Consider the following 22,804-nt stretch of genomic DNA (forward strand, 5'->3'; position numbering starts at 1 on the left):
GTGGGCGATCCCTTCGAACCGCCCAGATAACTGGATCAGCCGAGATCAACAGGCACGAAAATCTGCGCGTTGTCCCGCTGGATCAGCAGCGCAATGCTGTTGCCTGCGCCCGAAATCATCTGCTTCAACTGATCCATGTTCGTGACCGGACGGCCGTTGACGGCGAGAATCACGTCGCCCGCCTGGATGCCGGCGCTCGCCGCCGCACCGCCCGCCTGCTGCACGAGCAGACCGTGCGACACCGACGCGCTGCTCTTCTCTTCCGGCGTCAGCGGCCGCACCGCGACACCGAGACGGCCTTGCAACTGGGTCTGCTGATCGGTCTTGCTCGCCGACGCGACCTTCACGTCCGAGAACGAGCCAATCGTCACCTTCACGTCCTTGCTGGCCTTATCGCGCCACACTTTCAGCGTTGCCGAACTGCCCGGCGCGAGGGCTGCGATCTTCGACGGCAGATCCGTCGAATCGCTGACTTCGTCGCCATTCACCGACAAGATCACGTCGCCCGGCTGCAAGCCAGCCTTGGCCGCCGGACCGTTGGCGTCGACCGAGCTGACCAGCGCGCCTTGCGGCTTCTGCATGCCGAACGACTCGGCGAGCGTCTGGTTCAAGCCCTGCACCGCGACGCCGAGACGGCCGCGGCTCACGTGACCGGTCTTGACGAGATCGTCCTTGACCTTGATCGCCTCGCTGATGGGGATCGCGAACGACAGGCCCTGGAAGCCGCCCGTCTGCGAGTAGATCATCGAGTTGATGCCGATGACTTCGCCTTGCAGATTAAAAAGCGGACCGCCCGAGTTGCCTGGATTCACCGGCACATCGGTCTGGATGAACGGCGTGTAGTTTTCGTTGGGCAGCGTGCGCGACTTCGCGCTGATGATGCCCGAGGTCACGGTGTTGTCGAAGCCATACGGCGAGCCGATCGCGACGACCCACTGACCAACCTTGCTCTGGCGCGGATCGCCGATCTTCACAGTCGGCAGATCGCTCGCGTTGATCTTCAGCACGGCGACGTCGGACTGCTTGTCGGCGCCAACCACCTTCGCCTTGAACTCGCGCTTGTCGGTGAGCTTCACGGTGACGACGTTCGCGCCATCGACCACGTGCGCGTTCGTCAGAATGTAGCCGTCATTGCTGATGATGAAGCCCGAGCCGAGGCTCGCGCTCGGCTGGTCGGGCGCGTCGCCGCCATCGCCGCCATCGCCGCCTTGCATGCCGGGCACGCCGCCGAAGAACCGCTTGTAGAACTGATAGAAAGGATCGTTCGGATCGATCGGCAACTGGTTGCCAGGGCGGTTGCCGCCATTACCGCGCATTGCCGTTTGCTTGACCACGTGCTTCGCGCTGATGTTGACGACGGCCGGACCGTAGGTCTCGACGAGACCGGAGAAATCGGGGATACCGGTTTTGGCGGCAGCTTCGGCTGGCATCATCGCGGCGGCTTCCGCCGGCGAGATGATCTGCGGTGCGGGCACATCGCGATGGCCCGCCACATAGCCGGCTGAAAGCGCAGCGGCCACAGCTACCGCAACGGCGCCGCGGGACAAGGTTTTCGCGTTCATCATGAGCTCCTGACTGGAGAAAGTGACTTTGGATGTCGAGGAGCGTAAGGGGCGTCACTTAAAAGAGGCTTAAGCAGCGACAGATCGCGGGAACCTTATCGGACCGGCCGCAACAGCCCGTCGCGACGGCATAAACGCCGGTTCGAGCCGAACAGTAAACCACCATGATCAAAAGCGGACGATGACCTGCAAACCACCGGTCGGCGATTCACCGAGCGAGACTTGAGCATGATGTTGCGTGGCTATCCGGCGCACGATCGCGAGACCGAGGCCACTGCCCGTCACGTCGGTGCGCGCGCGATTCGCGCCCACTCCCGCGCGATAGAAGCGGTCGAACACGCGCTCGCGATCGGCCGGATCGATACCGGGGCCGCTGTCGGCGATCCGCACCACCGGACGGCCGTCCTCGACGCGCAGGCTGACGTCGACACTGCCGCCGCGCGGCGTGTACTTGGTCGCGTTGTCGACGAGGTTGTTGAACATCACGCGCAGCGCTTCGGCGTCGCCGGTCACGCTGGCGGGCTCGCTCGCCTCGATGCCGAGGTCGACGCCGCGATTCACCGCGAGCGGCGCGTAGGTCGCGACGCACTCCTGAAGCAGCTCGCGCAGATCGAGCATCCCGGCGACGGCGGCGCCGTCCGGCTCGGCGCGCGCGAGCGCGAGCAGTTGCTCGGCAAGGCGCGTCGCGCGCGTGACGCCCGCCTGCAAATCGGCGAGCGCTTCGCCGCGGGCCGTGTCGTCCCTGGCTCGCGCGACCAGTTGCGCCTGGATCTGTACCGCGGCAAGCGGCGTGCGCAATTCGTGCGCGGCATCGGCAACGAACGCCTTCTGGATATCTAGAGCGGTCGCGAGCCGTTGCAGCAGCCCGTTCAGCGCCCGCACGAGCGGCCGCACTTCGAGCGGCAAGCGCTGATCGGGCAACGGATCGAGCGCTTCGGGATGACGCGTGTCGAGCGCGCTCGTCACGCGCCGCAGCGGCTGTAGCCCACGGCCGACGATCACCCACACCGCGAGCCCGAGCAGCGGCAGCAGCACGATCAGCGGCCACAGCGTGCGCAGCGCGACATCGGCGGCGAGCCGGTTGCGCACCGACAGCGGCTGCGCGAGCTGCACGACGTTGTCACCGACGATCGCGCCATACACGCGCCATTCGCCGCGGTCGGTGCGCTCGGTCGAAAAACCGAGTTCGGCGCGCGGCGCGAGCGGCGCGCGCGGCCGCGAGTAATACATCAGCATGCCGTTGCGGTTCCAGATCTGCAGCACGATGCCCTCGTCGCCGGTATCGCGGCCGAGCACCTGCGAGAACGGTTCCGCCGGCAGCGCCGCGGCGATCTGCTCGAGCTGGTAGTCGAACAGTTCGTTCGCTTCGGCGAGCGCCTGCCGGTAGATCAGCCAACCCGCGATGCCGACACCGAGCAGCATGAGCGCGAGCAGCCAGAACAACAGTTGTCGGCGAATCGAGCGCATCGGCTCAGGCGTCCTTCGCGATCATGTAGCCCAGCCCGCGCACGTTGCGGATCAGATCGGCGCCGAGCTTCTTGCGCAGCGCGTGGATATACACCTCGACGGTATTGCTGCCGATCTCCTCGCCCCAGCCGTACATCTTTTCCTCGAGCTGGCTCTTGGACAGCACCGCGCCGGGCCGCGCGAGCAGCGCTTCGAGCAACGCGAATTCGCGCGCGGACAGCGCGACCGGCGCGCCATCGAGCGTGACCTGGTGCGACGCGGGATCGAGGGTCAAGTTGCCGTGGCGAATCGTCGAATCGCTGCGGCCGGACTGGCGCCGGATCAGCGCTCGCATGCGCGCGCCGAGCTCGTCGAGATCGAAAGGTTTGACAAGATAATCGTCAGCGCCGGCGTCGAGGCCTTTGACTCGATCGGCGACCGCGTCGCGCGCGGTGACGATCAGCACCGGCAGCGCATTGCCGCGCGCGCGCAGTGCGCGCAGCACCTCGAGACCGTCGCGCTTGGGCAGACCGAGATCGAGCAACGCGAGATCGTAAGGCTGGGCTGCCGCCGCGTGCAGCGCCGCTTCGCCGTCCTCGACCCAATCGACGGCGAAGCCTTCGCCGCGCAGCGCCTTGCGCACGCCTTCGGCGATCATCCGGTCATCTTCGACTAGCAGGATGCGCATGGTTGTCCGTTCCAAATGATTGGATGATGCCGCATTCTAGCGCCCGCTTCCGGCCTGCGCGGTGTGTGGCGCTTTTTTCACCGCAGCGTCGCGGCATGTCACTACAATGGGCGCTTTGCGTCGCGCGACGGCCGTTGGGTAGCGCGACGGCGCGCTACCGCGCCGTCGAACCGACCAGCTTGCCGTTTCATTGTCCCGCGCACGCTGCACGCCGCACACCTTGAAATCCCGCTCGTCCGTTTGCCCGTTCACCCGTTCATGACGCACGCTTTTCTGTCTTCCATCGCACGCCGTACGGCGCTGCGCTCGCGCCGTATGCTCCATCGCGCAGTCTTCATGCCTAACCGCTTCGCGACGCGCGCCGCCGTCTGGCTCTGCGCCGCCACGCTCGGCGCGGGCGCGCTGCTGCCGCTGGCCGCGCAGGCACGCATCAAGGCCACACATCCGAGCGTCACGGTCACGACGGTACTGCCGCAACCGGTGATGGTCGGTCTGCACCGCGCGCACGTGCCGTTGTCGTCGATCAGCGTGGTCGTCGAAAAGGTCGGCGATCGCACGCCGATCCTCGCGCTGAACGCCGGCAAGCCGATGATGCCCGCCTCGACGATGAAGCTCGTCACCACCTATGCAGGCCTGTCGATCCTCGGCCCCGGCTACCGCTGGCGCACCAGCGCGTACGCGGACGGCCCTCTCGACGCGAACGGCGTGCTGCACGGCAATCTGTACATCCAGGGCACCGGCGACCCCAAGCTCGTGCCCGAAGAACTGATCGACCTCGTGCAGAAGATTCACAAGGCCGGCATCAACGGCATCGACGGCGCGCTGGTGCTCGACAAGCGCTACTTCGATCCGTCGACCCGCGACCTGCCCGCATTCGACGACGACGTCAACGCACCGTACAACGTCGGCCCCGATCCGCTGCTGTACGCGTTCAAATCGCTGTCGTTCACGCTGACGCCATCGCCGGACGGCACGGTGGCGATCGACGTGCTGCCCCCGCTCGCTCAGTTGCGCATCGACAACCAGTTGCGCGCGACGAACGGCCCATGCCGCGGCGAGTTGCCGACGCCGACCGTCACGCCACAGCCTGACGGCACGCTCGTTGCGTCGTTCATCGGCGACCTGCCGGTGCGTTGCGATTCGCGCACGATCAACGTCGCCGTGCTCGATCACTCGACGTTCTTCGCGCGCGGCTTCCTCGCGCTGTGGCAGCAAACTGGCGGCACTTTCACGGGCACGACCCGCGAAGGCGCGGTGCCCGCTGGCGCGAAGCTCGTCGCGACGCACGAGGGGCCGATGCTGTCGGACATCGTTCGCGACATCAACAAGTTCAGCAACAACACGATGGCGCGCAACCTGTTCCTGACCATCGGCGCCGCCGAGGAAAGAGCGCCCGCCACGCCCGCGAAAGCCGCGCGCGCGGTCGAAGCTTTCCTGACCCGCGACAGCCTGAACACCGAATACCTGTCGCTCGACAACGGCTCGGGACTGTCGCGCGACGAGCACATCACCGCGCTCGCGCTCGCCGATGTGCTGCAGCGCGCGAACGCGAGCCCGGTCGCGCAGGTGTTCGTCGATTCGCTGCCGATCGCCGGTGTCGACGGCACGATGCGCAACCGCCTGACCAGCCAGGGCGCGGGCGGCAACGCTCACATCAAGACCGGCACGCTGCGCGACGTGCGCGCGATCGCGGGCTACGTCGCATCGGCCGACGGCAACAGCTACGTCGTCGTCAGCCTGATCAACGATCCGCATTCCGAAGCGGCGCGCGCCGCGCACGACGCGCTGCTCGAATGGGTGTACGAAGGCCCGTCGCAGGGCTTCACGAAGGTCGCCGCGCCCATCGAGGAAGTGCGCGAGAAGCCCAGGAAAAACCCGCGCAAGCGCGGCGGCCACTGAGTATTCCTTCTAGCGATGCCGCGCGCGGCAAGCTTCTAACCGTGTACGCTGTCGGGCATCATGCGGTGCGCGGCACCACGCGCTTGCCGCGCAGGGCGCCGGTCGTCGGACCGCGCGACCTTCACCAACGATAACGACACCACTCGCCGCGGACCGCGCGGCGGTCAGGGACCAGGAAGGGAGACACGATGCAATTCGATGCCGAATTGCTGCTGCTCGCCATGGCGCCCGTCTTTCTTGCCTGCATCGGCTGGGAGGCGTGGCACGTGAGCCGCACGCGCCCGGCCGAGCGGCTCTACAGCTGGCGCGACACGCTGTGCAACGCCACGCTCGCGCTGCTGCAGCAGGCCGCCGACAAGCTCGCGTGGCTCGCGATCATCCCTGTCTACGCGTTCTTCTACGAGCACTACCGCATTCATACATGGCCAGCGACGTGGCTGTCGTTCGTCGTGCTGTTCGTCGCGCAGGACCTGCTCTATTACGGGTTTCATCGCTGCAGTCATCGGGTGCGCTGGCTGTGGGCCGCGCACGTCGTGCATCACTCGTCGGAGCGGATGAATTTTTCGACCGCGTTCCGCCAGAGCCTGATGTACCCGGTCGCCGGCATGTGGGTGTTCTGGATTCCGCTCGCGTTCCTCGGCTTTGCCCCTAAGCAGATCGTCGCGATCGTGCTGACCAATCTCGGCTTCCAGTTCTTCGTGCATACGCAGGTGATCGGCAAGCTCGGCTGGCTCGAGTACGTGTTCAACACGCCGTCGATCCATCGTGTGCATCATGCGCGCAACGCTCGCTACATCGATCGCAATTACGCAGGTGTGCTGGTGATCTGGGATCGCCTGTTCGGCAGCTACGTCGACGAAGATCCGCACGAGACGCCGCAATACGGCATCGTCGAGCCGCTTTACACGTACAACCCGCTGAAAGCGACGTTCCACGAATGGGCGTCGATGGCCGCGGACTTCGCAAGCGCGCGCGGCTGGCGCAACAAGTGGCGCGCGCTGTTCGCGCCGCCCGCCTGGGCCGCCGCTTATCATGCGCAGCGCGCGGTGATGCCTGGCGGCGCCAGCGGCCTCCACGCCGCGCATCCGCATGCGGGTACGAACGACACCATGAGCAAAGCCACCGCCGAACGACCCGGCTTGAACCCAAACCATATGGCCGCGCTGCGGACATCGCGCACGCCGTAGAAGATTCTGTAAGCTGTCGTCACGCCGCCAACGCGGTGGACGCCGCCTGCAACACATGGCATCAAGGGCCACACATACGAGGAGATGTAGTCAACATGAATCAAACCGCTTCGAAGAAACAGCAATGGTTGCGCGTCACCCAGATCGCCGTGGCGAGCGCAGCGTTCGCAGCGCTCGCAGCGTGCGGCGGTGGCGGCGACAACAATAGTTCGAGCAGCAACACGCCGCCGGGGGGCGTCTCGCTGCAGGTCGTGTCGTTCGGCGACAGCCTGTCGGATGTCGGCACCTACCAGGCGGCGGTTCAGGCGAACGTCGGCACGGGCGGCGGCCGCTTCACGACGAATCCGGGCGAAATCTGGACGCAGAAGGTCGCCGAGTACTATGGCGGCACGCTCACCCCCGCGTACGTCGGCGGCTTCGGCAACCCGCTCACCGCGGCGGGCGGTCTCGGTTATGCGCAAGGCGGCTCGCGTGTCGACCTGCAGCCGGGCGTCGGCTTCGCGCCGAACAACATGGCCGCGACTACGGTGCCGGTCACGACACAGGTCAGCGAGTATCTGTCTGCGCACAACAACAGCTTCAATTCGAACCAGCTCGTGCTGATCAACGGCGGCGCGAACGACATCTTCGTCGCGGTGCAAACGATCTCGGCTGCCAGCGCGGCGGCAGCGGCAGCGGCGGCGACGGCGATCGCTAACGGCGCCAACCCGGCCGACGCGCAGGCGGCGGCAACGGCCGCGATCCAGTCGGTCACGCAGGCCCAAGGAGCGGCGATCGTGACCGCGGCGACCACGTTCGTCGGCACGGTGCAAAAGATCGTTGCGGCAGGCGCGCAACATGTGGTGGTGTCAAACGTGCCGGATATCGCGAAAACGCCGCAAGGCCTCGCCGCGGGCGCACAAGGCCAGGCAGTCATCGACGGGCTCGTGCAAGCCTACAACAACGTGCTGAAGCAAGGCCTCGCGTCGACCTCGCAGGTCATCTATCTGGACTCATACACGCTGCTGGACCAGACGTTGGCCAACTACCAGGCGCTCGGCTTCACCGTGTCGAATACGGGCACCGCGTGTAACCTGACGTCGATGGCTGCGGCCGCGACCGCGTACGCGACGAAGAACCCGAGCGTGCTCGCATCCGGCCAGACGGCGGCGGCTTTCGGCACCGCCCTCGCGTCGTCGCTGTTCTGTTCGCCGGAGACCTACACGGTGGCCGGCGCGGACCAGACCTACATCTTCGCCGACCTCGTGCATCCGACTACGCATACGGGAGCGCTGATCGCGCAGCAGGTCGAGAAGCAGATCGCTGCTAGCGGGCTTGGGAAGTAACGCGGCGTCAAGGTTGCTCAAATGGTAAAAGGCCCGGCTCGTTGAACGAGCCGGGCCTTCGTTTTTTTCGCTAGCCACGCTATGCAGCGCAGCGAGCCGAGAGCGTCAGCGCTGCGCTTCGAATGCCGCTGCCGCGCGCCCGAGCCGATCGTTGACCGCGATCCATTCGATCGTGTCGGGCAGCTTCTCGATCAGAATCCGCGTGACGTTCGCGCGATCGAGCGCGCGCAGCAAGCCGTAGAGTTCGCGCGCATAGACGTGCGGGTCTTCCGGCGCCGCGACGAAATGCACGCCGTCGGCATCGGCCCACTGTCCCGCACGCGACGCGCGCGCGACCAGCGCGACGCGCTCGCCCGGCGCGCGCACCGCGAGCAGCGGCTCGAGTTCGCCAAACGGCAGCAGCGCGAGCGGCGTGCGCGGCGCGTAATGCGCTTTCAACGTGCCCGACGCGCGCGGCGCGGTCGCATCCGACCCGTCGGGCAGACGCGGCGCCTCGCCAAGCACGTCGGCGATATCCTGCGGCGTCACGCGACCGGGCCTCAGCAGCGCCGGAAAGCCGCGCGACAGATCCAGAATCGTCGACTCGATGCCGACATCCGACGCGCCGCCATCGAGCACATGAATCGTGCTGCCGAACTCGTCGCGCACATGCTGCGCGGTGGTCGGGCTCACATGTCCGAAGCGGTTCGCCGACGGCGCGGCGACGCCGCCATGCCCGCCGCGCAACGCGCTGAACGCTTCGAGCAAGGCCTGCGCTACCGGATGCGACGGGCAGCGCAAGCCCACCGAGTCTTGCCCGCCGCTGACCGCCGCGGGAATCCGCGCGGCGCGCTTGAGGATCAGCGTGAGCGGCCCCGGCCAAAACGCGTCGATCAGGCGTTGCGCATCGGCCGGCAAATGCTCGACCCAGTAGTTCGGATCGCCATGCGGCGCGAGATGCACGATCACCGGATGATTGGCCGGCCGCCCCTTCGCCGCGTAAATGCGCGCGACCGCGTCCGGGTTCTCGGCATCGCCGCCTAGGCCGTACACGGTCTCGGTCGGAAACGCGACCAGCCCACCCGCGTCGAGCAAGGCCGCCGCGTGCTCGATCTGCGCGGCGCTGACCGGCAACGCGTCGGTGGCGTCCTCGGCGGGTTTCTGTTGATCCGGCATGGCGCGCGCTTCAGCTGGTAGCAATGTGCAGCAGCCGCGCGCAATCACGCGCCGCCGTGCGGGCTTCTTCGAGCGTCGACGCGGTGAAGTTCACGTGACCCATCTTGCGGCCGCAACGCGCCTCTTCCTTACCGTACAGATGCAGGCGCGCGGCCGGCATCGCCGCGACTTCCTGCCACGGCGGCGTGACCGCCGCGCGCTTCGGACCGTCCGGGAACCACACGTCGCCGAGGATGTTCAGCATCACCGCCGGCGAATGCTGGCGCGTGTCGCCGAGCGGCATGCTGGTCATCGCGCGCACCTGCTGCTCGAACTGGCTCGTCGCGCACGCGTCGACCGTGTAGTGGCCGGAGTTGTGCGGACGCGGCGCCATTTCGTTGGCGACCAGCGAGCCGTCTTCGAGAATGAAAAACTCGACGCACAGCACGCCGACATAGCCGAGTGTCTCGGCGATCCGCAGCGCGGCCTGTTGAGCCTGCTGCACCAGCGCTGGCGATGCGTCCGGCGCGGGAACGATGGTGTGCGACAGCACGCCATCGCGATGGGTGTTTTGCGCGAGCGGATAGACGACCGACGCCCCGCTCGCCGTGCGCGCGATCAGCGCCGACACTTCGAACTTCAGCGGCAGGCGCTTCTCGAGCACGCACGGCACGCCGCCGAGCGACGCATGCGCCTCGCGCACTTCCTCGGCGTTACGCACGCGAATCTGACCCTTGCCGTCGTAGCCCATGCGCGCCGTTTTCAGAATACCGGGCAGCACCGCTTCGAGCTCGGCATCGCCCAGCCCCGCAAGCGCATCCGACGACTCGATCACGACGTGCGGCGCGACCGTCACGCCCGACGACGCGATAAAGCGCTTCTCGGCGATCCGGTCTTGCGCGACGGCGACGCAACGCCCCGCCGGGCTCACGAAGGTGGTCTTGCCGAGAAAGTCGAGACTCGCGGCCGGCACGTTCTCGAATTCGGTCGACACCGCCGCGCACAGCCGCGCGAGTTCGGTGAGCGCCGCTTCGTCGTCGTAGGCCGCGCGCAGGTGGCGGTCGGCGACCGCGCCCGCCGGGCTGGTTTCGTCCGGATCGAGGACGGCAACGCGATAGCCCATCGCCTGGGCGGCAAAACAGAACATGCGGCCGAGCTGGCCGCCACCGACCATGCCAAGCCATGCGCCGGGCAGAATCGGTGAAACCGGTGTGTTGTCAGGGTTCATCTTGGTGGTCGGTCGCGGCCGGATACACGTCGCGCTCGCATACCGAGCGACGGGCACCCGGCCGGGGGTCGGACAGGGGACGTCTTATCAAACAACCGGCGCGCTTACAGCGCCGGCAATACCATCGCGTGCGCCGCTTCGTTCTGGCGCACGCGGAATGCAGCGAGCTTGTCCGCGTATTCGGCGCTGGTGCCGGACAGCAGCGACACCGCGAACAGCGCCGCGTTCGCGGCGCCCGCTTCGCCGATCGCAAACGTCGCGACCGGCACGCCCTTGGGCATCTGCACGATCGAATGCAGCGAATCGACACCCTTCAGATACTTGCTCGCGACCGGTACGCCGAGCACCGGCACCGTGGTTTTCGCGGCCAGCATGCCGGGCAGGTGCGCCGCGCCGCCCGCGCCCGCGATGATTGCGCGAATGCCGCGCTCGCGCGCGCTTTCAGCATAGGCGAACATTTCGTCCGGCATGCGGTGCGCGGACACGACCTTCGCTTCGTACGGCACGCCGAATTCCTGCAGAATCGCGACGGCGTTTTTCATCACTTCCCAGTCGGAACTGGAGCCCATCAATACGCCGACGACCGGCGCATCATGCTTATGGGCGGTTTGTGCTTCACTCATCTTTACGGCTTCCTTGTTTCCGGGCGATGCGCGCCTGACACGGCGCGCGCAATCAGATTAGTCGAGCTTGTGCCCGGTCAGGCGCTCGAGCGCTTCCTGGTACTTCTCACCCGTCTTTGCGACCACCTCGTCCGGCAGCTTCGGCGCTGGCGGCTCTTTCTTCCAGGGCTGGGTTTCGAGCCAATCGCGCACGAACTGCTTGTCGAACGACGGCGGGTTGGTGCCGACCTGGTACTGGTCGGCCGGCCAGAAGCGCGACGAATCGGCCGTGAGCGCCTCATCCATCAGGTACAGCTTGCCGTGGTTATCGAGACCGAATTCGAACTTCGTGTCCGCGATGATGATGCCGCGCGTCGCCGCGTAATCAGCGGCTTCCTTGTACAGGCGGATCGAGATGTCGCGAATCGTGGCCGACAGCTCGGTGCCGATGCGGCGCTCCATCTCGTCGTAGGTGATGTTTTCGTCGTGGTGGCCCATCTCGGCCTTGGCAGCCGGCGTGAAGATCGGCTCGGGCAGCTTCTGCGCGTTTTGCAGGCCCGCCGGCAGTTGCACGCCGCAGACCGAACCGGTGGCCTGGTAATCCTTCCAGCCGCTGCCAGCCAGATAGCCGCGCACCACCGCTTCGACGAGGATCGGCTCGAGACGCTTGACGACCACCGCGCGCCCCTTGACCTGCTCGACTTCGTCCGGCGCGACCACCGACTCGGGCGCGACGCCCGTCAGGTGGTTCGGCACCACGTGCTGCAGCTTCTCGAACCAGAAGTTCGCCATCGCGTTGAGCACGCGGCCCTTGTTCGGAATCGGCTCGCCCATGATCACGTCGAACGCCGACAGTCGGTCGGTCGTGACGATCAGCAACTGGTCGTTGCCCACCGCATAGTTGTCGCGGACTTTGCCGCGGCCGAGCAGCGGCAGCGAGCGGAGCGTGGATTCGTAAAGGGTAGACATCGTCGTGGTTCGCTAAAAGTGGGGCAAAAAAATGTGACCGGAACAAAAGGGAAACGCCGTTCCCCCGATGATGCGGGAACGGCGATCGGACGACAACCTGGCCAAACGGCCAGGCGCGGAGCCAAAACTACAGCTTAGCGGACGACTTGCGCGAGCTCGCCCGACTTGTACTTCTCCGCAATTTTATCAAGCGAGACGGGCTTGATCTTGCCAGCCTGGCCTTCGCAGCCGAATTGCGTGTAACGGTCGATACAGATCTTCATCGCCGCTTCGCGCGCCGGCTTCAGGTAATCGCGCGGATCGAACTTGCCCGGGTTGGTCGCCATGTAGCGGCGGATCGCGCCCGTGATCGCCAGACGCAGGTCGGTGTCGATGTTGACCTTGCGCACGCCGTGACGGATACCTTCCTGGATTTCCTCGACCGGCACGCCGTAGGTTTCCTTCATGTCGCCGCCGAATTCGCGGATTTCCGCGAGCAGCTCCTGCGGCACCGACGACGAGCCGTGCATCACGAGGTGCGTGTTCGGAATGCGCTGATGGATTTCCTTGATGCGCTGAATCGACAGGATGTCTCCCGTCGGCTTCTTGCTGAACTTGTAGGCGCCGTGCGAGGTGCCGATCGCGATGGCCAGCGCGTCGCACTGGGTCAGCTTGACGAAGTCGGCGGCCTGCTCCGGATCGGTCAGCAGCTGCTCGCGCGTCATCGTACCTTCGGCGCCGTGGCCGTCTTCCTTGTCGCCCTTCATCGTTTCGAGCGAACCGAGCACGCCCAGCTCCGCCTCGACGGTGACGCCGATCGAGTGCGCCGCTTCGACGACCTTGCGCGACACTTCGACGTTGTACTCGTACGATGCGACCGTCTTGCCGTCGGCTTCGAGCGAACCGTCCATCATCACGCTGGTGAAACCGCTGCGGATCGCCGCCATACACACTGCCGGCGACTGACCGTGGTCCTGGTGCATCACGACCGGAATGTGCGGATACGACTCGACCGCCGCTTCGATCAGATGACGCAGGAACGGCTCGCCCGCGTACTTACGCGCACCAGCCGACGCCTGCATGATGACCGGAGCGTTGACCTTGTCGGCCGCGGCCATGATCGCCTGCACCTGCTCCAGGTTGTTCACGTTGAATGCCGGAAGGCCATAGCCGTTTTCCGCGGCATGGTCCAGCAGTTGACGCATTGATACGAGAGGCATGCTTAAACTCCTTGGATTGAAACGAATTCTTTTGCCGTCGGCATCTTTTGCGGCGATTTTATCGCGAAGCAGGCGGCGTTCCCGCCGCGACACCGGCGCTTTGGTGCGCCGTCGCACATGGACCGTGCGGGTTTCGCCGGCCTGCTTCGCTCAATCGAGCCCGTGCCGTTCGAGCAGTCCTGCCTGATCAGTACGGTTCACCGACCCGCACGATCTTCAAGGTATTGGTGCCGCCCGCCTGCCCCATCGGCTCGCCGACCGTCAGCACGACCATATCGCCGTGCGACGCGTAGCCCTTGCCGACCACCGTTTCGAGCGCCTGCTGCAGCGCCGTGTCGCGGTCGGTGTTGGTGTCCAGATGCAGCGAGGTCACGTTGCGGTATAGCGCCATCGCGCGTTCGCTGCCGACGCGCGGCGTCAGCGCGAAGATCGGCACGTGGGTCCAGTGGCGCGACATCCACAGCGCGGTCGAGCCCGATTCGGTGAGCGCGACGATCGCCTTGGCGCCGAGGTGGTAAGCGGTGAAGAGGGCACCCATCGCGATCGACTGGTCGATCCGCGTGAACGTGCGATCGAGGAAATCCTTGTCGAGCTCCGACTGCTCGGACTTTTCCGCTTCCACGCAGATCGCGGCCATGGTCTCGATGGTCTGTACCGGGTACTTGCCCGCCGCAGATTCCGCCGACAGCATCACCGCGTCGGTGCCGTCGAGCACCGCATTGGCGACGTCCGACACTTCCGCGCGGGTCGGCACCGGCGCGTGGATCATCGACTCCATCATCTGCGTCGCGGTGATCACGAACTTGTTCGACTCGCGCGCCATGCGGATCATGCGCTTTTGCAGCGCCGGCACGGCGGCATTGCCGACTTCCACGGCCAGGTCGCCACGCGCGACCATGATGCCGTCCGAAGCGTCGAGAATGCCTTGCAGCGCCGGAATCGCTTCCGCGCGCTCGATCTTCGCGATCATCTTCGGCTTGATGCCGTACGGCGCGCCGGCGATGTTCGCGAGCTGGCGGGCCATTTCCATGTCGGTCGCGTTCTTCGGGAACGACACCGCGATGAAATCGACACCGAGCGACATCGCCGTGCGGATGTCCTCCATGTCCTTCGCGGTCAGCGCGGGCGCCGACAGACCGCCGCCCTGGCGGTTGATGCCCTTGTTGTTCGACAGTTCACCGCCGATCTTCACGATCGTGTGGATCTCCTGGCCGATCACGCGCTGCACGTTGAGCACGATCAGGCCGTCGTTGAGCAGCAGCACGTCGCCCGGCTTCAGGTCGCGCGGCAGGTCCTTGTAGTCGAGGCCGACGCGCTCGTCGTTGCCGAGCTCGCATTCCGCATCGAGGATGAAAGGATTGCCGGTGACGAGCGTCGTGCGGCCGTTCTCGAATTTGCCGACGCGAATCTTCGGGCCTTGCAGGTCGGCCATGATGGCGACTTCGCGGCCCGCCTGACGGGCCGCCTCGCGAACGTATTCGGCGCGCTGACGATGGTCGTCGGCGGTGCCGTGTGAGAAATTGAGCCGCACCACGTCCAATCCTGCCTGAATCATTTGCAGCAGGATTTCCGGCGTGCTGGAAGCCGGACCGACAGTAGCGACAATCTTGGTGGCGCGATGCATGAGTCTCCTCGTCTGGATAGGATCGCTGGAAAGAGCGCTGCGGGGCTGCTGCGGAGTTCGCGCATCGAAAGATGCTACGTGGGGTCGCGCGCCGGTTGGGGCCGGTGTCGCTTTGTGGAGTGAGGCGGGTGAGGCGGGTGATGCGGTATTCGGGACCGGCGCCTCGCGCGCCGGAGATTTGCTGTCCTGCTTACCGGAAGGCTGTTCCGGCTGGGCCGAATCGTGTTGACCAGATTCGGCTTGTGAAGAAGTTGGCAGTTGCTGCACGTCGGCGGCCGCGGGCGCTATCAGCGCCTCGGCGGCCACGTCCTGTCCGGGCGTCGCCGACGCAGCGGCCGGGCGTGTCGCGCGCTCCCGTGCCGGTGTTGTCGCATTACCGCGCGGCGCTTTCGCGCCACGCGCCTTGGTCGACTTCGCCGCCGGGGAGCGCGTCGCCACGTTAAGCCCGCGATTCCAGAACTTCGACCGCCGGCAGCTTCTTGCCCTCGAGGAACTCGAGGAACGCGCCGCCGCCCGTCGAAATGTAGCTGACCTGATCGTGGATGCCGTACTTGGCGATCGCCGCGAGCGTGTCGCCGCCGCCTGCGATCGAGAACGCAGCCGAGCGCGCGATCGCGTCCGCGAGCGTCTTCGTGCCGTTGCCGAACTGGTCGAACTCGAACACGCCGACCGGGCCGTTCCACACGATCGTGCCGGCCTTCTCGAGTTGTGCGGCGAGCACCTTGGCCGTTTCCGGGCCGATGTCGAGAATCATGTCGTCGTCCTGCACATCGGCGACGGCCTTCACTTCGGCCTTCGCGGTCGGCGAGAACTCCTTGGCCGTGACCACGTCGGTCGGAATCGGCACCGAGGCGCCGCGGGCCTTGGCCGCGTCGATGATCGCCTTCGCTTCGGCGACGAGATCGGCTTCGGCGAGCGACTTGCCGATCTTCAGGCCGGCCGCGAGCATGAACGTATTGGCGATGCCGCCGCCGACGATCAGCTGGTCGACCTTCTCAGCGAGCGACTTCAGGATGGTCAGCTTGGTCGACACCTTCGAACCCGCGACGATCGCCACAAGCGGACGCTTCGGTGCGCCGAGCGCCTTGCCGAGCGCTTCGAGTTCAGCGGCGAGCAGCGGACCCGCGCAGGCGACCGGCGCATATTTCGCGATGCCGTGCGTGGTCGCTTCGGCGCGGTGCGCGGTGCCGAACGCGTCGTTCACGTAGATATCGCAGAGCTTGGCCATTTTCTGCGCGAGCTCGTCGGAATCTTTCTTTTCGCCCTTGTTCACGCGGCAGTTTTCGAGCAGCACGACCGAGCCCGGCGCGACGTTTACGCCGTTTTCGACCCAGTTCGCGACGAGCGGCACGTCGCGGCCTAGCAGCTCGGCGAGACGCTTCGCCACCGGCGCGAGCGAGTCTTCCGGCTTGAAGTCGCCTTCGGTCGGGCGACCCAGGTGCGAGGTGACCATCACGGCGGCGCCGGCGTCGAGCGCGGCCTTGATGGCCGGCACGGAAGCGCGGATGCGGGTGTCTTCGGTGATGTTGCCTTGATCGTCCTGCGGCACGTTCAGATCGGCGCGGATGAACACGCGTTTGCCGGACAGCTTGCCTTCGGCGATCAGGTCGGAGAGACGCAATACCTTGTTCATGGGCTTGAGTATGCGAGTTGATGAGAAGGCGGTGGCGGACAGCGCGCGGGGACGAGGCGCGGCGAACTCCGGCGCTTCGGCCCAACGGTTCCGCGGGATCGGGCGCCGGCGGCCGGCCGCGGCACCAGGCGCCTTGCGGGGGCGCGCTCAACCCGGAAAAGGGCATTTTAACTGATCCCAACGGCCATCTGACCGCGACGCGGCGAATCTCGCGTATTTGAGCGCGAGGCCGTCGCTGCCGCGCGGCGCGGCATCATCTCCACACTTGGAGCCGGACCATCACAGGAAGACGCGCATCAGCGTGAACACGACCATTCCGGTCACGATCGTGCCGAGCATGGTGCGGCGCCACAAAAACCAGCCGAGGCCGGCGAGGGTCGCGTAAAGCTCATGATTGGAAGCCGCCAACGACAGTCCGTCGGGTGTCGTCAACACGTCGGGCACCACCACGGCGGCGAGCGCGGCGGCCGGCGCGTAGCGCAGCATCTTCTGCACGCGCGCCGGCAGCACCGTGCGCTCGCCGCCGATCAGGAACATCGCGCGCGTGAGCGCGGTGACGAAGGTCATGCCGAAGATGGCGAGCCAGATTTGCGTTGAGGTCATCGGGAATCTCCGGCGCGATCGTTCACGCCGCGGATGCGGCGCAGGTCCGCGCGCTCGATCATCAGGTCGGCTGCGCTGCCGGCGACGATCGCCGCGATCACCGCGAACGGCAGCGCGAGCCGATACGGCAGATCGAGCGCGAGCAGCGCCACGATGGCGGCCACGCTGACCGCGGCCAGCGTGGAGCGCGTCGCGACCGCCGACACCATGATGGGCAACAGCGCGAGCGTACCGGCGAGCGCGAGCCCCCAGTTGTCCGGAATCAGGCTCGCGAGCAGGATGCCGACGATCGACGACACCTGCCACGACAGCCAGCTCGATACCGCCATGCCCCAGAAGTACGCCTCCTTGCCCGGCACGTAACCGGTCGGAAAGCTCTTCTTGACGAAGAGCAGATAGATCACGTCGCCGTTGAAATAGCCGAGCACGATGCGCCGCCACATCGGCAGATACGAGAAGTGCGGTGCGAGGCCAACGCTGAAGATCACGAAGCGGGTGTTGACCATCGCCGCGGTCAGCAGCACGGTCCACACCGGCAGCTTCGCCGCGAGGAGCGGCAGCACCGCCAGCTGCGACGAACCGGCGTAGCACAGCAGGGACATTGTGAGCGCCTGCGGCAGCGTCAGCACGGACTTGCTCATCGCGATGCCCGTCACGAGGCCCCAGGAAAAAATTGCCATCAGCGTGGGGGCATAGGCGCGCGCGCCTTCATGAAAAGCGCGGCGATCGGTGTCGGACAGTCGAGCGAGCATCGGGCGAAGATTGCGGGCGCGGGGAACGCCGTCAAGAAGGCCGGGCCGGCGCCAGCTTGCGAGACCACCCGCTGGCGCATCCGGAGTTGATTTATGCGTGCGCTGGATTATAGCGTCCGGGGTGCGCCCAAATGCCCGTTGTGTGTGCAAAAGACGCTAAAATAGCGCTCCCGGCTATGTCCTGCGCTCATGGCCGCACCTCATAACGCACCTGCTGGAGAACCGTATGTCAATGGCCGACCGCGACGGCAAGATCTGGATGGATGGCAAGCTCATCGACTGGCGCGATGCCAAAATCCACGTGCTCACCCACACGCTGCACTACGGCATGGGCGTGTTCGAGGGTGTGCGCGCTTACAAGACGGCCGACGGCGCTACCGCGATTTTCCGCCTGCAGGAGCACACCAAGCGCCTGCTGAACTCGGCGAAGATCTTCCAGATGGACGTGCCGTTCGACCATGAAACGCTCGCCGCCGCGCAGCGCGAAGTGGTCCGCGAGAACAAGCTCGAGACGTGCTATCTGCGCCCGATCATCTGGGTCGGCTCGGAAAAGCTCGGCGTGTCGGCCAAGGGCAACACGATTCACGTCGCGATCGCCGCGTGGCCGTGGGGCGCCTACCTCGGCGAAGACGGCATCACCAAGGGTATTCGCGTGAAGACGTCGTCGTTCACGCGCCATCACGTGAACGTGTCGATGGTGCGCGCGAAGGCGTCGGGCTGGTACGTGAACTCGATCCTCGCGAACCAGGAAGCGATCGCCGACGGCTACGACGAAGCGCTGCTGCTCGACGTCGACGGCTACGTGTCGGAAGGCTCGGGGGAGAACTTCTTCCTCGTCAACAACGGCAAGCTGTACACGCCTGACCTGTCGTCGTGCCTCGACGGCATCACGCGCGACACCGTGATCACGCTCGCGCGCGACATGGGCATCCAGGTGATCGAAAAACGCATCACGCGCGACGAAGTCTATACCTGCGACGAAGCGTTCTTCACCGGCACGGCAGCCGAAGTCACGCCGATCCGCGAACTCGACAATCGCAAGATCGGCGCCGGCGTGCGCGGCCCGATCACCGAAAAGCTGCAGTCCGCCTTCTTCGACGTCGTGAACGGCAAGAGCGAGAAGTACGCGCACTGGCTCACGAAAATCTGAGCGACGTTTCGAGATGCGCCGCGCCGCCCATCGGCGGCGCACTGCAAGCACCCCGCATACAACGAGAAAGTGTCATGAGCGAAATCAAGGAAATGCCGCTGGTCGAACTGACGGCAAAAGATCTGCCGGCATATTGTCCGAATCCGGCCATGCCGCGCTGGAGCGCGCATCCGCGCGTGTTCATCGACGTATCGCACGGCGAAGCGCGTTGCCCGTATTGCAGCACGCGCTACAAGCTGCGCGACGGCGAAGTGATCAAGGGCCATTGATCCAGCGCATCGAGCGGTCCTGAGCCGGCTTCAGCGGCACGAGGTGCGACTTTCCGATCGCGCGCTCGCCGCGCCGCAGGCTCGATCGCACGACCCGCGAGGCCCTCGCGCCGCGCGGCTTTCCGCTTTCCCCTTTTACCCATCCGAGTGCCACGCGCATCGCGCGCGGCGCTTGTTATCGACACCGGACACCCACTCTGATGCGTCGCGCGTTGGTTATCGCACCGAACTGGATCGGTGACGCATTGATGGCGCAGCCGCTGTTTGCGCGCCTCGTGAAATTGCATCCGCGCATCGTCATCGACGCGGTCGCGCCCAGCTGGGTCGCCCCCGTGCTCGAACGCATGCCGGAAATCCGCGACGTCTACGCGACCGATCTCGCCCACGGCAAGCTGCAGATGCTGCGCCGCTGGCAGCTGTCGAGCGATCTGCGCGACGTCGGCTACGACGCGGCCTACGTGCTGCCGAACTCGTTCAAGTCGGCGCTGATTCCGTGGCTGGCGGGCATTCCGCTGCGCATCGGCTACACCGGCGAGAGTCGCTACGGCATGCTGAACGTGCGTCACGCGAATCCGCGCAAGGACGCGCGGCCGCCGATGGTCGGCCACTACGCCGCCCTCGCCTACGCGCCCGGCGCCAAGGTCCCCGAAGATCTGCCGATGCCGCGTCTCGACACGGATCTGAACGAGGCGTCGCGCGTATCCGCGCGCTTCAACCTCGATACCCGCGTGCCGCTGCTGGTGTTCTGCCCGGGCGCCGAGTACGGTCCCGCCAAGCGCTGGCCGCCCGAGCACTTCGCCGCGCTCGCGCAGATGGTCGGCCAGTCGTTCCCGTACACGCAGATCGTCGCGCTCGGTTCGCCGAAAGACGCGCCGCTCGCGCAGGCGATCGCCGAAAAGGCGCCGAACGTGCGCAACCTGTGCGGCCAGACCGCGCTTGGCGAGGCCTGCGCGCTGATCGCGCGGGCCAACGCGGTGGTCACCAACGACTCCGGCCTGATGCACGTCGCCGCCGCGCTGCGCCGCCCGCTCGTGGCCGTTTTCGGTTCGACCGATCCGCGCCACACCCCGCCCTTGTCCGAGCTCGCGAAGGTACAATGGCTTCATCTCGAATGCAGCCCCTGTTTTGAGCGCGAGTGCCCGCTCGGTCATCTGAACTGTCTGAAGCAGTTGAGCGCCGAGCAGGTTTTTGGCGATTTGCGCGGCATGCTGCTCGCGCAGCGCTGAGCCAACTGGTACTTGCACGCAACACCGCACGCCCCCGAGCGCGTCGCGTCATGTTCGCGCCTTGCGGCACGGGCAAGCTGACGCCGGGGGCGATGGTCCGGCACTCTGGACCGTCCCGCTACCGCTGACCCGCAACCGCGCGCCGCGCACTAGAGACTGACGAGCCATGCCACGTTTTGCCCATATCTTCGAAGCCGCCGCCGATACCCTGAACGCCTACTATCAGGCCGTCGCCGAGGTCAATATCGACAGCTTGATGGGTTTGTGGATCGACGAGGAGTTCGTCAGCTGCATCTGCGCGGACGGCTCGCATCTGCACGGTCTCGAGAACATCCGCAATGGCTTGCAGGCTCAGCTCGAAGCGCTGCCGGTGTCGATCGAGCCGCTCGACATCCGCGTCTACGACAGCCTCGGCACCGTCGTCTATGCGATTGCCGAAGCGCATCGTCCGGCCGATCCGACCGCCACGCCCGCGATGGTCTTCACCACCTACGTAATGGTCCATGAACGCGGCGAATGGCGCATTGCGCATATTCACGCGAGCCCGATGCCGAACGAGGCCGCCAGCCAGTTCGCGACCAAGATGCGGCATGGCCAGGGCCCGCTGCACTGACGCGCGGCACCACGACAGATTCAGACTCACGTTTTTTCGCTTTTCCGCCGGTATGAGTTCGACGTTACATAAACCCGCTTCCTCCGGTACGGCCCCCGCCAGGGTGACGGCCGCCGCCGAGGCGACCGTCGAGCTGCTGTACCGCGCGCCGCTCTGGCTGCCCAACCGGCATGTGCAGACGATCGTCCCGTCGTTGTTCGCGCGCCGCCCCGCCGTGGCGTTTCGGCGCGAGCGCTGGGACACGCCGGACGGCGATTTCATCGATCTCGACTGGGTCGCGCACGATGCGCCCCCCACCGATACCGCCCCGCTCTTCGTGCTGTTCCACGGCCTCGAAGGCAGTTCGTCGTCGCACTACGCGGTCGCGCTGATGGCCGCCGCGCGCGAATACGGCTGGCACGGCGTCGTGCCGCACTTTCGCAGCTGCAGCGGCCCGCTGAACCGGCTGCCGCGCTTCTACCATCTGGCCGACAGCAACGAGGTCGACTGGATCCTGCGCCGCCTGCGCGCCGCGCATCGAGGGCCGGTGGTCGCGGCGGGCGTGTCGCTCGGCGGCAACGTGCTGCTGCGCTGGCTCGGCGAGCGGCAAGACGATGCGGCGCAGGTGGTAGCCGCCGCCGCCGCGATTTCGACACCGATCGACGTCCATGCGGGGGGCCGCGCGCTGTCGCAGGGCTTCGGCCTCGTCTACACGCGCAGCTTCCTGAAGACGCTGAAGCACAAGGCCAATCAGAAGCTCGAGCAGTTCCCGGGCCTGTTCGATCGCGACGCGATGCTCGCGAGCCGCACGATGTACGAGTTCGACAACGTCGTGACCGCGCCGCTGCACGGCTTTCGCAATACCGACGACTACTGGAGCACCGCAACCACCCGCCCGCTGCTGCCGCTCATTCAAGTGCCCACGCTGGTGCTCAACGCGCGCAATGACCCGTTTCTGCCGGCCGAAGCGCTGCCGTCGCGACACGAGGTGTCGGCGGCGGTCGAGCTTTATCAGCCTGAGCACGGCGGCCACGCGGGTTTCATGACCGGGCCGTTCCCGGGCCGCATCGACTGGCTGTCGCGGCGCGTGTTCGGCTATCTGGAGCAACACGTCGATCATGGATGACATCGTCAAACAGTCGCTCGCCAAATGGCCGAACGTGCCGAGTTGCACGGGCTGGTTGATGCTCGACCGGCGCGGCAACTGGCGCATGCGCGACGAAGCGGCCCAGGCGAGCGGCGCGCACGGCGTGCCGATCCGGCACGAGGCGCTGCTGGGATTCATCAACCGGAACTATGAGGCCGATGAGCGCGGGCAGTGGTATTTCCAGAACGGGCCGCAGCGGGTTTATGTCGAGCTCGCTTACACGCCGTGGGTGGTCAGATTGTCCACGCGCGCGGATGGCACGCTCGCGCTGCACGACCAGGGCGGCGGCGCGTTCGAGCCGGCGGCGGTGTTCGTCGATGAAGACGGCGGCATTCTGGTCGCCGATCGCTCGCAGCCGGCACGCATCGCGGCGCTGCACGATCACGACCTGGAGATCTTCTCCGATCACGCGACGCTCGCCGACGATGGCTCATTGAGCGGCGCATTCCACTGGAGCGCTCAACTCTCACTGCCGCTGCAAAGCGTGCGACGCGATCAGGTGGCCGCGCGCTTCGGCTTCGTCGCGAGCCCGGCGGCGGCGCAGGTCTGACGCACGCGCCGGCGTGCGC

21 protein-coding genes are annotated in these 22,804 nt (G+C 66.2%); 9 read left to right on the forward strand and 12 right to left on the reverse strand.

Annotated features, from left to right (window positions below):
• Positions 1 to 35: 35 nt before the first annotated feature.
• From AB3X94_RS30710 to AB3X94_RS30720, 3 genes are all read right to left on the reverse strand, one after another.
• The gene (locus tag AB3X94_RS30710) at positions 36 to 1,562 is read right to left on the reverse strand and encodes a DegQ family serine endoprotease (protein WP_176105150.1); all 1,527 of its coding nucleotides are present in this window, start codon (positions 1,560 to 1,562) and stop codon (positions 36 to 38) included.
• A gap of 168 nt (positions 1,563 to 1,730) precedes the next feature.
• A complete protein-coding gene (locus AB3X94_RS30715) occupies positions 1,731 to 3,029 on the reverse strand; it encodes an ATP-binding protein (protein ID WP_368592265.1) in 1,299 nt (432 codons plus the stop codon).
• 4 nt (positions 3,030 to 3,033) lie between these two features.
• Positions 3,034 to 3,696: a response regulator gene (locus AB3X94_RS30720; RefSeq protein ID WP_013090417.1), complete on the reverse strand. Its 663-nt coding sequence runs from the start codon at positions 3,694 to 3,696 to the stop codon at positions 3,034 to 3,036.
• A gap of 258 nt (positions 3,697 to 3,954) precedes the next feature.
• On the opposite strand from AB3X94_RS30720, the gene dacB reads away from it, so the two are divergent.
• The 3 genes from dacB to AB3X94_RS30735 all read left to right on the forward strand — a co-directional run bounded on the left by dacB (position 3,955) and on the right by AB3X94_RS30735 (position 8,107).
• On the forward strand, positions 3,955 to 5,595 hold the full coding sequence (dacB, locus tag AB3X94_RS30725; RefSeq protein WP_368613545.1) for a D-alanyl-D-alanine carboxypeptidase/D-alanyl-D-alanine-endopeptidase: 1,641 nt from the start codon (positions 3,955 to 3,957) through the stop codon (positions 5,593 to 5,595).
• A 188-nt stretch (positions 5,596 to 5,783) separates the two neighbouring features.
• Positions 5,784 to 6,782 (forward strand): sterol desaturase family protein, encoded by a 999-nt coding sequence (locus AB3X94_RS30730; protein WP_368613546.1) that lies wholly within the window; start codon positions 5,784 to 5,786, stop codon positions 6,780 to 6,782.
• Between the two features lie 95 nt (positions 6,783 to 6,877).
• On the forward strand, positions 6,878 to 8,107 hold the full coding sequence (locus AB3X94_RS30735) for an SGNH/GDSL hydrolase family protein (RefSeq protein WP_176384370.1): 1,230 nt from the start codon (positions 6,878 to 6,880) through the stop codon (positions 8,105 to 8,107).
• A 105-nt stretch (positions 8,108 to 8,212) separates the two neighbouring features.
• On the opposite strand, the gene AB3X94_RS30740 is transcribed toward AB3X94_RS30735, so the two are convergent.
• From AB3X94_RS30740 to AB3X94_RS30780, 9 genes are all read right to left on the reverse strand, one after another.
• On the reverse strand, positions 8,213 to 9,262 hold the full coding sequence (locus tag AB3X94_RS30740; RefSeq protein WP_176105146.1) for an L-threonylcarbamoyladenylate synthase: 1,050 nt from the start codon (positions 9,260 to 9,262) through the stop codon (positions 8,213 to 8,215).
• Positions 9,263 to 9,272: 10 nt separating this feature from the next.
• Positions 9,273 to 10,469: a 5-(carboxyamino)imidazole ribonucleotide synthase gene (locus AB3X94_RS30745; RefSeq protein ID WP_176105145.1), complete on the reverse strand. Its 1,197-nt coding sequence runs from the start codon at positions 10,467 to 10,469 to the stop codon at positions 9,273 to 9,275.
• A gap of 104 nt (positions 10,470 to 10,573) precedes the next feature.
• A complete protein-coding gene (gene purE / locus AB3X94_RS30750) occupies positions 10,574 to 11,092 on the reverse strand; it encodes a 5-(carboxyamino)imidazole ribonucleotide mutase (RefSeq protein WP_013090423.1) in 519 nt (172 codons plus the stop codon).
• Between the two features lie 57 nt (positions 11,093 to 11,149).
• A complete protein-coding gene (locus AB3X94_RS30755) occupies positions 11,150 to 12,040 on the reverse strand; it encodes a phosphoribosylaminoimidazolesuccinocarboxamide synthase (protein WP_176105143.1) in 891 nt (296 codons plus the stop codon).
• Positions 12,041 to 12,174: 134 nt separating this feature from the next.
• Positions 12,175 to 13,239 (reverse strand): class II fructose-bisphosphate aldolase, encoded by a 1,065-nt coding sequence (gene fba, locus AB3X94_RS30760; RefSeq protein ID WP_184226434.1) that lies wholly within the window; start codon positions 13,237 to 13,239, stop codon positions 12,175 to 12,177.
• 187 nt (positions 13,240 to 13,426) lie between these two features.
• The gene (gene pyk / locus AB3X94_RS30765) at positions 13,427 to 14,863 is read right to left on the reverse strand and encodes a pyruvate kinase (protein WP_013090425.1); all 1,437 of its coding nucleotides are present in this window, start codon (positions 14,861 to 14,863) and stop codon (positions 13,427 to 13,429) included.
• A 439-nt stretch (positions 14,864 to 15,302) separates the two neighbouring features.
• The gene (locus AB3X94_RS30770; RefSeq protein ID WP_013090426.1) at positions 15,303 to 16,496 is read right to left on the reverse strand and encodes a phosphoglycerate kinase; all 1,194 of its coding nucleotides are present in this window, start codon (positions 16,494 to 16,496) and stop codon (positions 15,303 to 15,305) included.
• A gap of 279 nt (positions 16,497 to 16,775) precedes the next feature.
• Positions 16,776 to 17,099 carry an AzlD domain-containing protein gene (locus AB3X94_RS30775; RefSeq protein ID WP_176105140.1) on the reverse strand — a complete coding sequence of 108 codons (324 nt, stop codon included), beginning with the start codon at positions 17,097 to 17,099 and terminating at the stop codon, positions 16,776 to 16,778.
• Positions 17,096 to 17,851 (reverse strand): AzlC family ABC transporter permease, encoded by a 756-nt coding sequence (locus tag AB3X94_RS30780; RefSeq protein ID WP_368613547.1) that lies wholly within the window; start codon positions 17,849 to 17,851, stop codon positions 17,096 to 17,098. The genes AB3X94_RS30775 and AB3X94_RS30780 overlap by 4 nt, the downstream gene beginning before the upstream one ends.
• Before the next feature lie 226 nt (positions 17,852 to 18,077).
• On the opposite strand from AB3X94_RS30780, the gene AB3X94_RS30785 reads away from it, so the two are divergent.
• From AB3X94_RS30785 to AB3X94_RS30810, 6 genes are all read left to right on the forward strand, one after another.
• Positions 18,078 to 19,001 (forward strand): branched-chain amino acid transaminase, encoded by a 924-nt coding sequence (locus AB3X94_RS30785; RefSeq protein ID WP_176105138.1) that lies wholly within the window; start codon positions 18,078 to 18,080, stop codon positions 18,999 to 19,001.
• A 74-nt stretch (positions 19,002 to 19,075) separates the two neighbouring features.
• Positions 19,076 to 19,270, forward strand: coding sequence for a zinc-finger domain-containing protein (locus AB3X94_RS30790; protein WP_013090430.1), 195 nt, complete (start codon positions 19,076 to 19,078; stop codon positions 19,268 to 19,270).
• Between the two features lie 200 nt (positions 19,271 to 19,470).
• On the forward strand, positions 19,471 to 20,496 hold the full coding sequence (gene waaF, locus AB3X94_RS30795; RefSeq protein ID WP_176105137.1) for a lipopolysaccharide heptosyltransferase II: 1,026 nt from the start codon (positions 19,471 to 19,473) through the stop codon (positions 20,494 to 20,496).
• A 166-nt stretch (positions 20,497 to 20,662) separates the two neighbouring features.
• Positions 20,663 to 21,109, forward strand: coding sequence for a nuclear transport factor 2 family protein (locus AB3X94_RS30800; protein ID WP_176105136.1), 447 nt, complete (start codon positions 20,663 to 20,665; stop codon positions 21,107 to 21,109).
• A gap of 52 nt (positions 21,110 to 21,161) precedes the next feature.
• Entirely contained in the window at positions 21,162 to 22,214 is a 1,053-nt protein-coding gene (locus AB3X94_RS30805) for a hydrolase (protein WP_368613548.1), read from the forward strand.
• On the forward strand, positions 22,207 to 22,785 hold the full coding sequence (locus AB3X94_RS30810) for a DUF2946 family protein (RefSeq protein WP_368613549.1): 579 nt from the start codon (positions 22,207 to 22,209) through the stop codon (positions 22,783 to 22,785). Before AB3X94_RS30805 ends, AB3X94_RS30810 begins: the two co-directional genes overlap by 8 nt.
• The last annotated feature ends 19 nt before the right edge of the window (positions 22,786 to 22,804 follow it).

This window comes from Paraburkholderia sp. BR10923 (assembly GCF_040948765.1).
In the GTDB taxonomy this organism is placed as follows: Bacteria; Pseudomonadota; Gammaproteobacteria; order Burkholderiales; family Burkholderiaceae; genus Paraburkholderia; species Paraburkholderia youngii.

Excerpts from the sequence above, each read along its gene's own strand:
- AB3X94_RS30720 (WP_013090417.1), bottom strand. The coding sequence starts at position 3,696 with ATGCGCATCCTGCTAGTCGAAGATGACCGGATGATCGCCGAAGGCGTG.
- AB3X94_RS30770 (WP_013090426.1), bottom strand. The coding sequence starts at position 16,496 with ATGAACAAGGTATTGCGTCTCTCCGACCTGATCGCCGAAGGCAAGCTG.
- pyk (WP_013090425.1), bottom strand. The coding sequence starts at position 14,863 with ATGCATCGCGCCACCAAGATTGTCGCTACTGTCGGTCCGGCTTCCAGC.
- purE (WP_013090423.1), bottom strand. The coding sequence starts at position 11,092 with ATGAGTGAAGCACAAACCGCCCATAAGCATGATGCGCCGGTCGTCGGC.
- AB3X94_RS30810 (WP_368613549.1), top strand. The coding sequence starts at position 22,207 with ATGGATGACATCGTCAAACAGTCGCTCGCCAAATGGCCGAACGTGCCG.
- AB3X94_RS30730 (WP_368613546.1), top strand. The coding sequence starts at position 5,784 with ATGCAATTCGATGCCGAATTGCTGCTGCTCGCCATGGCGCCCGTCTTT.
- AB3X94_RS30775 (WP_176105140.1), bottom strand. The coding sequence starts at position 17,099 with ATGACCTCAACGCAAATCTGGCTCGCCATCTTCGGCATGACCTTCGTC.
- AB3X94_RS30715 (WP_368592265.1), bottom strand. The coding sequence starts at position 3,029 with ATGCGCTCGATTCGCCGACAACTGTTGTTCTGGCTGCTCGCGCTCATG.
- AB3X94_RS30805 (WP_368613548.1), top strand. The coding sequence starts at position 21,162 with ATGAGTTCGACGTTACATAAACCCGCTTCCTCCGGTACGGCCCCCGCC.
- AB3X94_RS30785 (WP_176105138.1), top strand. The coding sequence starts at position 18,078 with ATGTCAATGGCCGACCGCGACGGCAAGATCTGGATGGATGGCAAGCTC.
- waaF (WP_176105137.1), top strand. The coding sequence starts at position 19,471 with ATGCGTCGCGCGTTGGTTATCGCACCGAACTGGATCGGTGACGCATTG.
- AB3X94_RS30740 (WP_176105146.1), bottom strand. The coding sequence starts at position 9,262 with ATGCCGGATCAACAGAAACCCGCCGAGGACGCCACCGACGCGTTGCCG.
- AB3X94_RS30735 (WP_176384370.1), top strand. The coding sequence starts at position 6,878 with ATGAATCAAACCGCTTCGAAGAAACAGCAATGGTTGCGCGTCACCCAG.
- dacB (WP_368613545.1), top strand. The coding sequence starts at position 3,955 with ATGACGCACGCTTTTCTGTCTTCCATCGCACGCCGTACGGCGCTGCGC.
- AB3X94_RS30755 (WP_176105143.1), bottom strand. The coding sequence starts at position 12,040 with ATGTCTACCCTTTACGAATCCACGCTCCGCTCGCTGCCGCTGCTCGGC.
- AB3X94_RS30790 (WP_013090430.1), top strand. The coding sequence starts at position 19,076 with ATGAGCGAAATCAAGGAAATGCCGCTGGTCGAACTGACGGCAAAAGAT.
- AB3X94_RS30780 (WP_368613547.1), bottom strand. The coding sequence starts at position 17,851 with ATGCTCGCTCGACTGTCCGACACCGATCGCCGCGCTTTTCATGAAGGC.
- AB3X94_RS30745 (WP_176105145.1), bottom strand. The coding sequence starts at position 10,469 with ATGAACCCTGACAACACACCGGTTTCACCGATTCTGCCCGGCGCATGG.
- AB3X94_RS30800 (WP_176105136.1), top strand. The coding sequence starts at position 20,663 with ATGCCACGTTTTGCCCATATCTTCGAAGCCGCCGCCGATACCCTGAAC.
- fba (WP_184226434.1), bottom strand. The coding sequence starts at position 13,239 with ATGCCTCTCGTATCAATGCGTCAACTGCTGGACCATGCCGCGGAAAAC.
- AB3X94_RS30710 (WP_176105150.1), bottom strand. The coding sequence starts at position 1,562 with ATGAACGCGAAAACCTTGTCCCGCGGCGCCGTTGCGGTAGCTGTGGCC.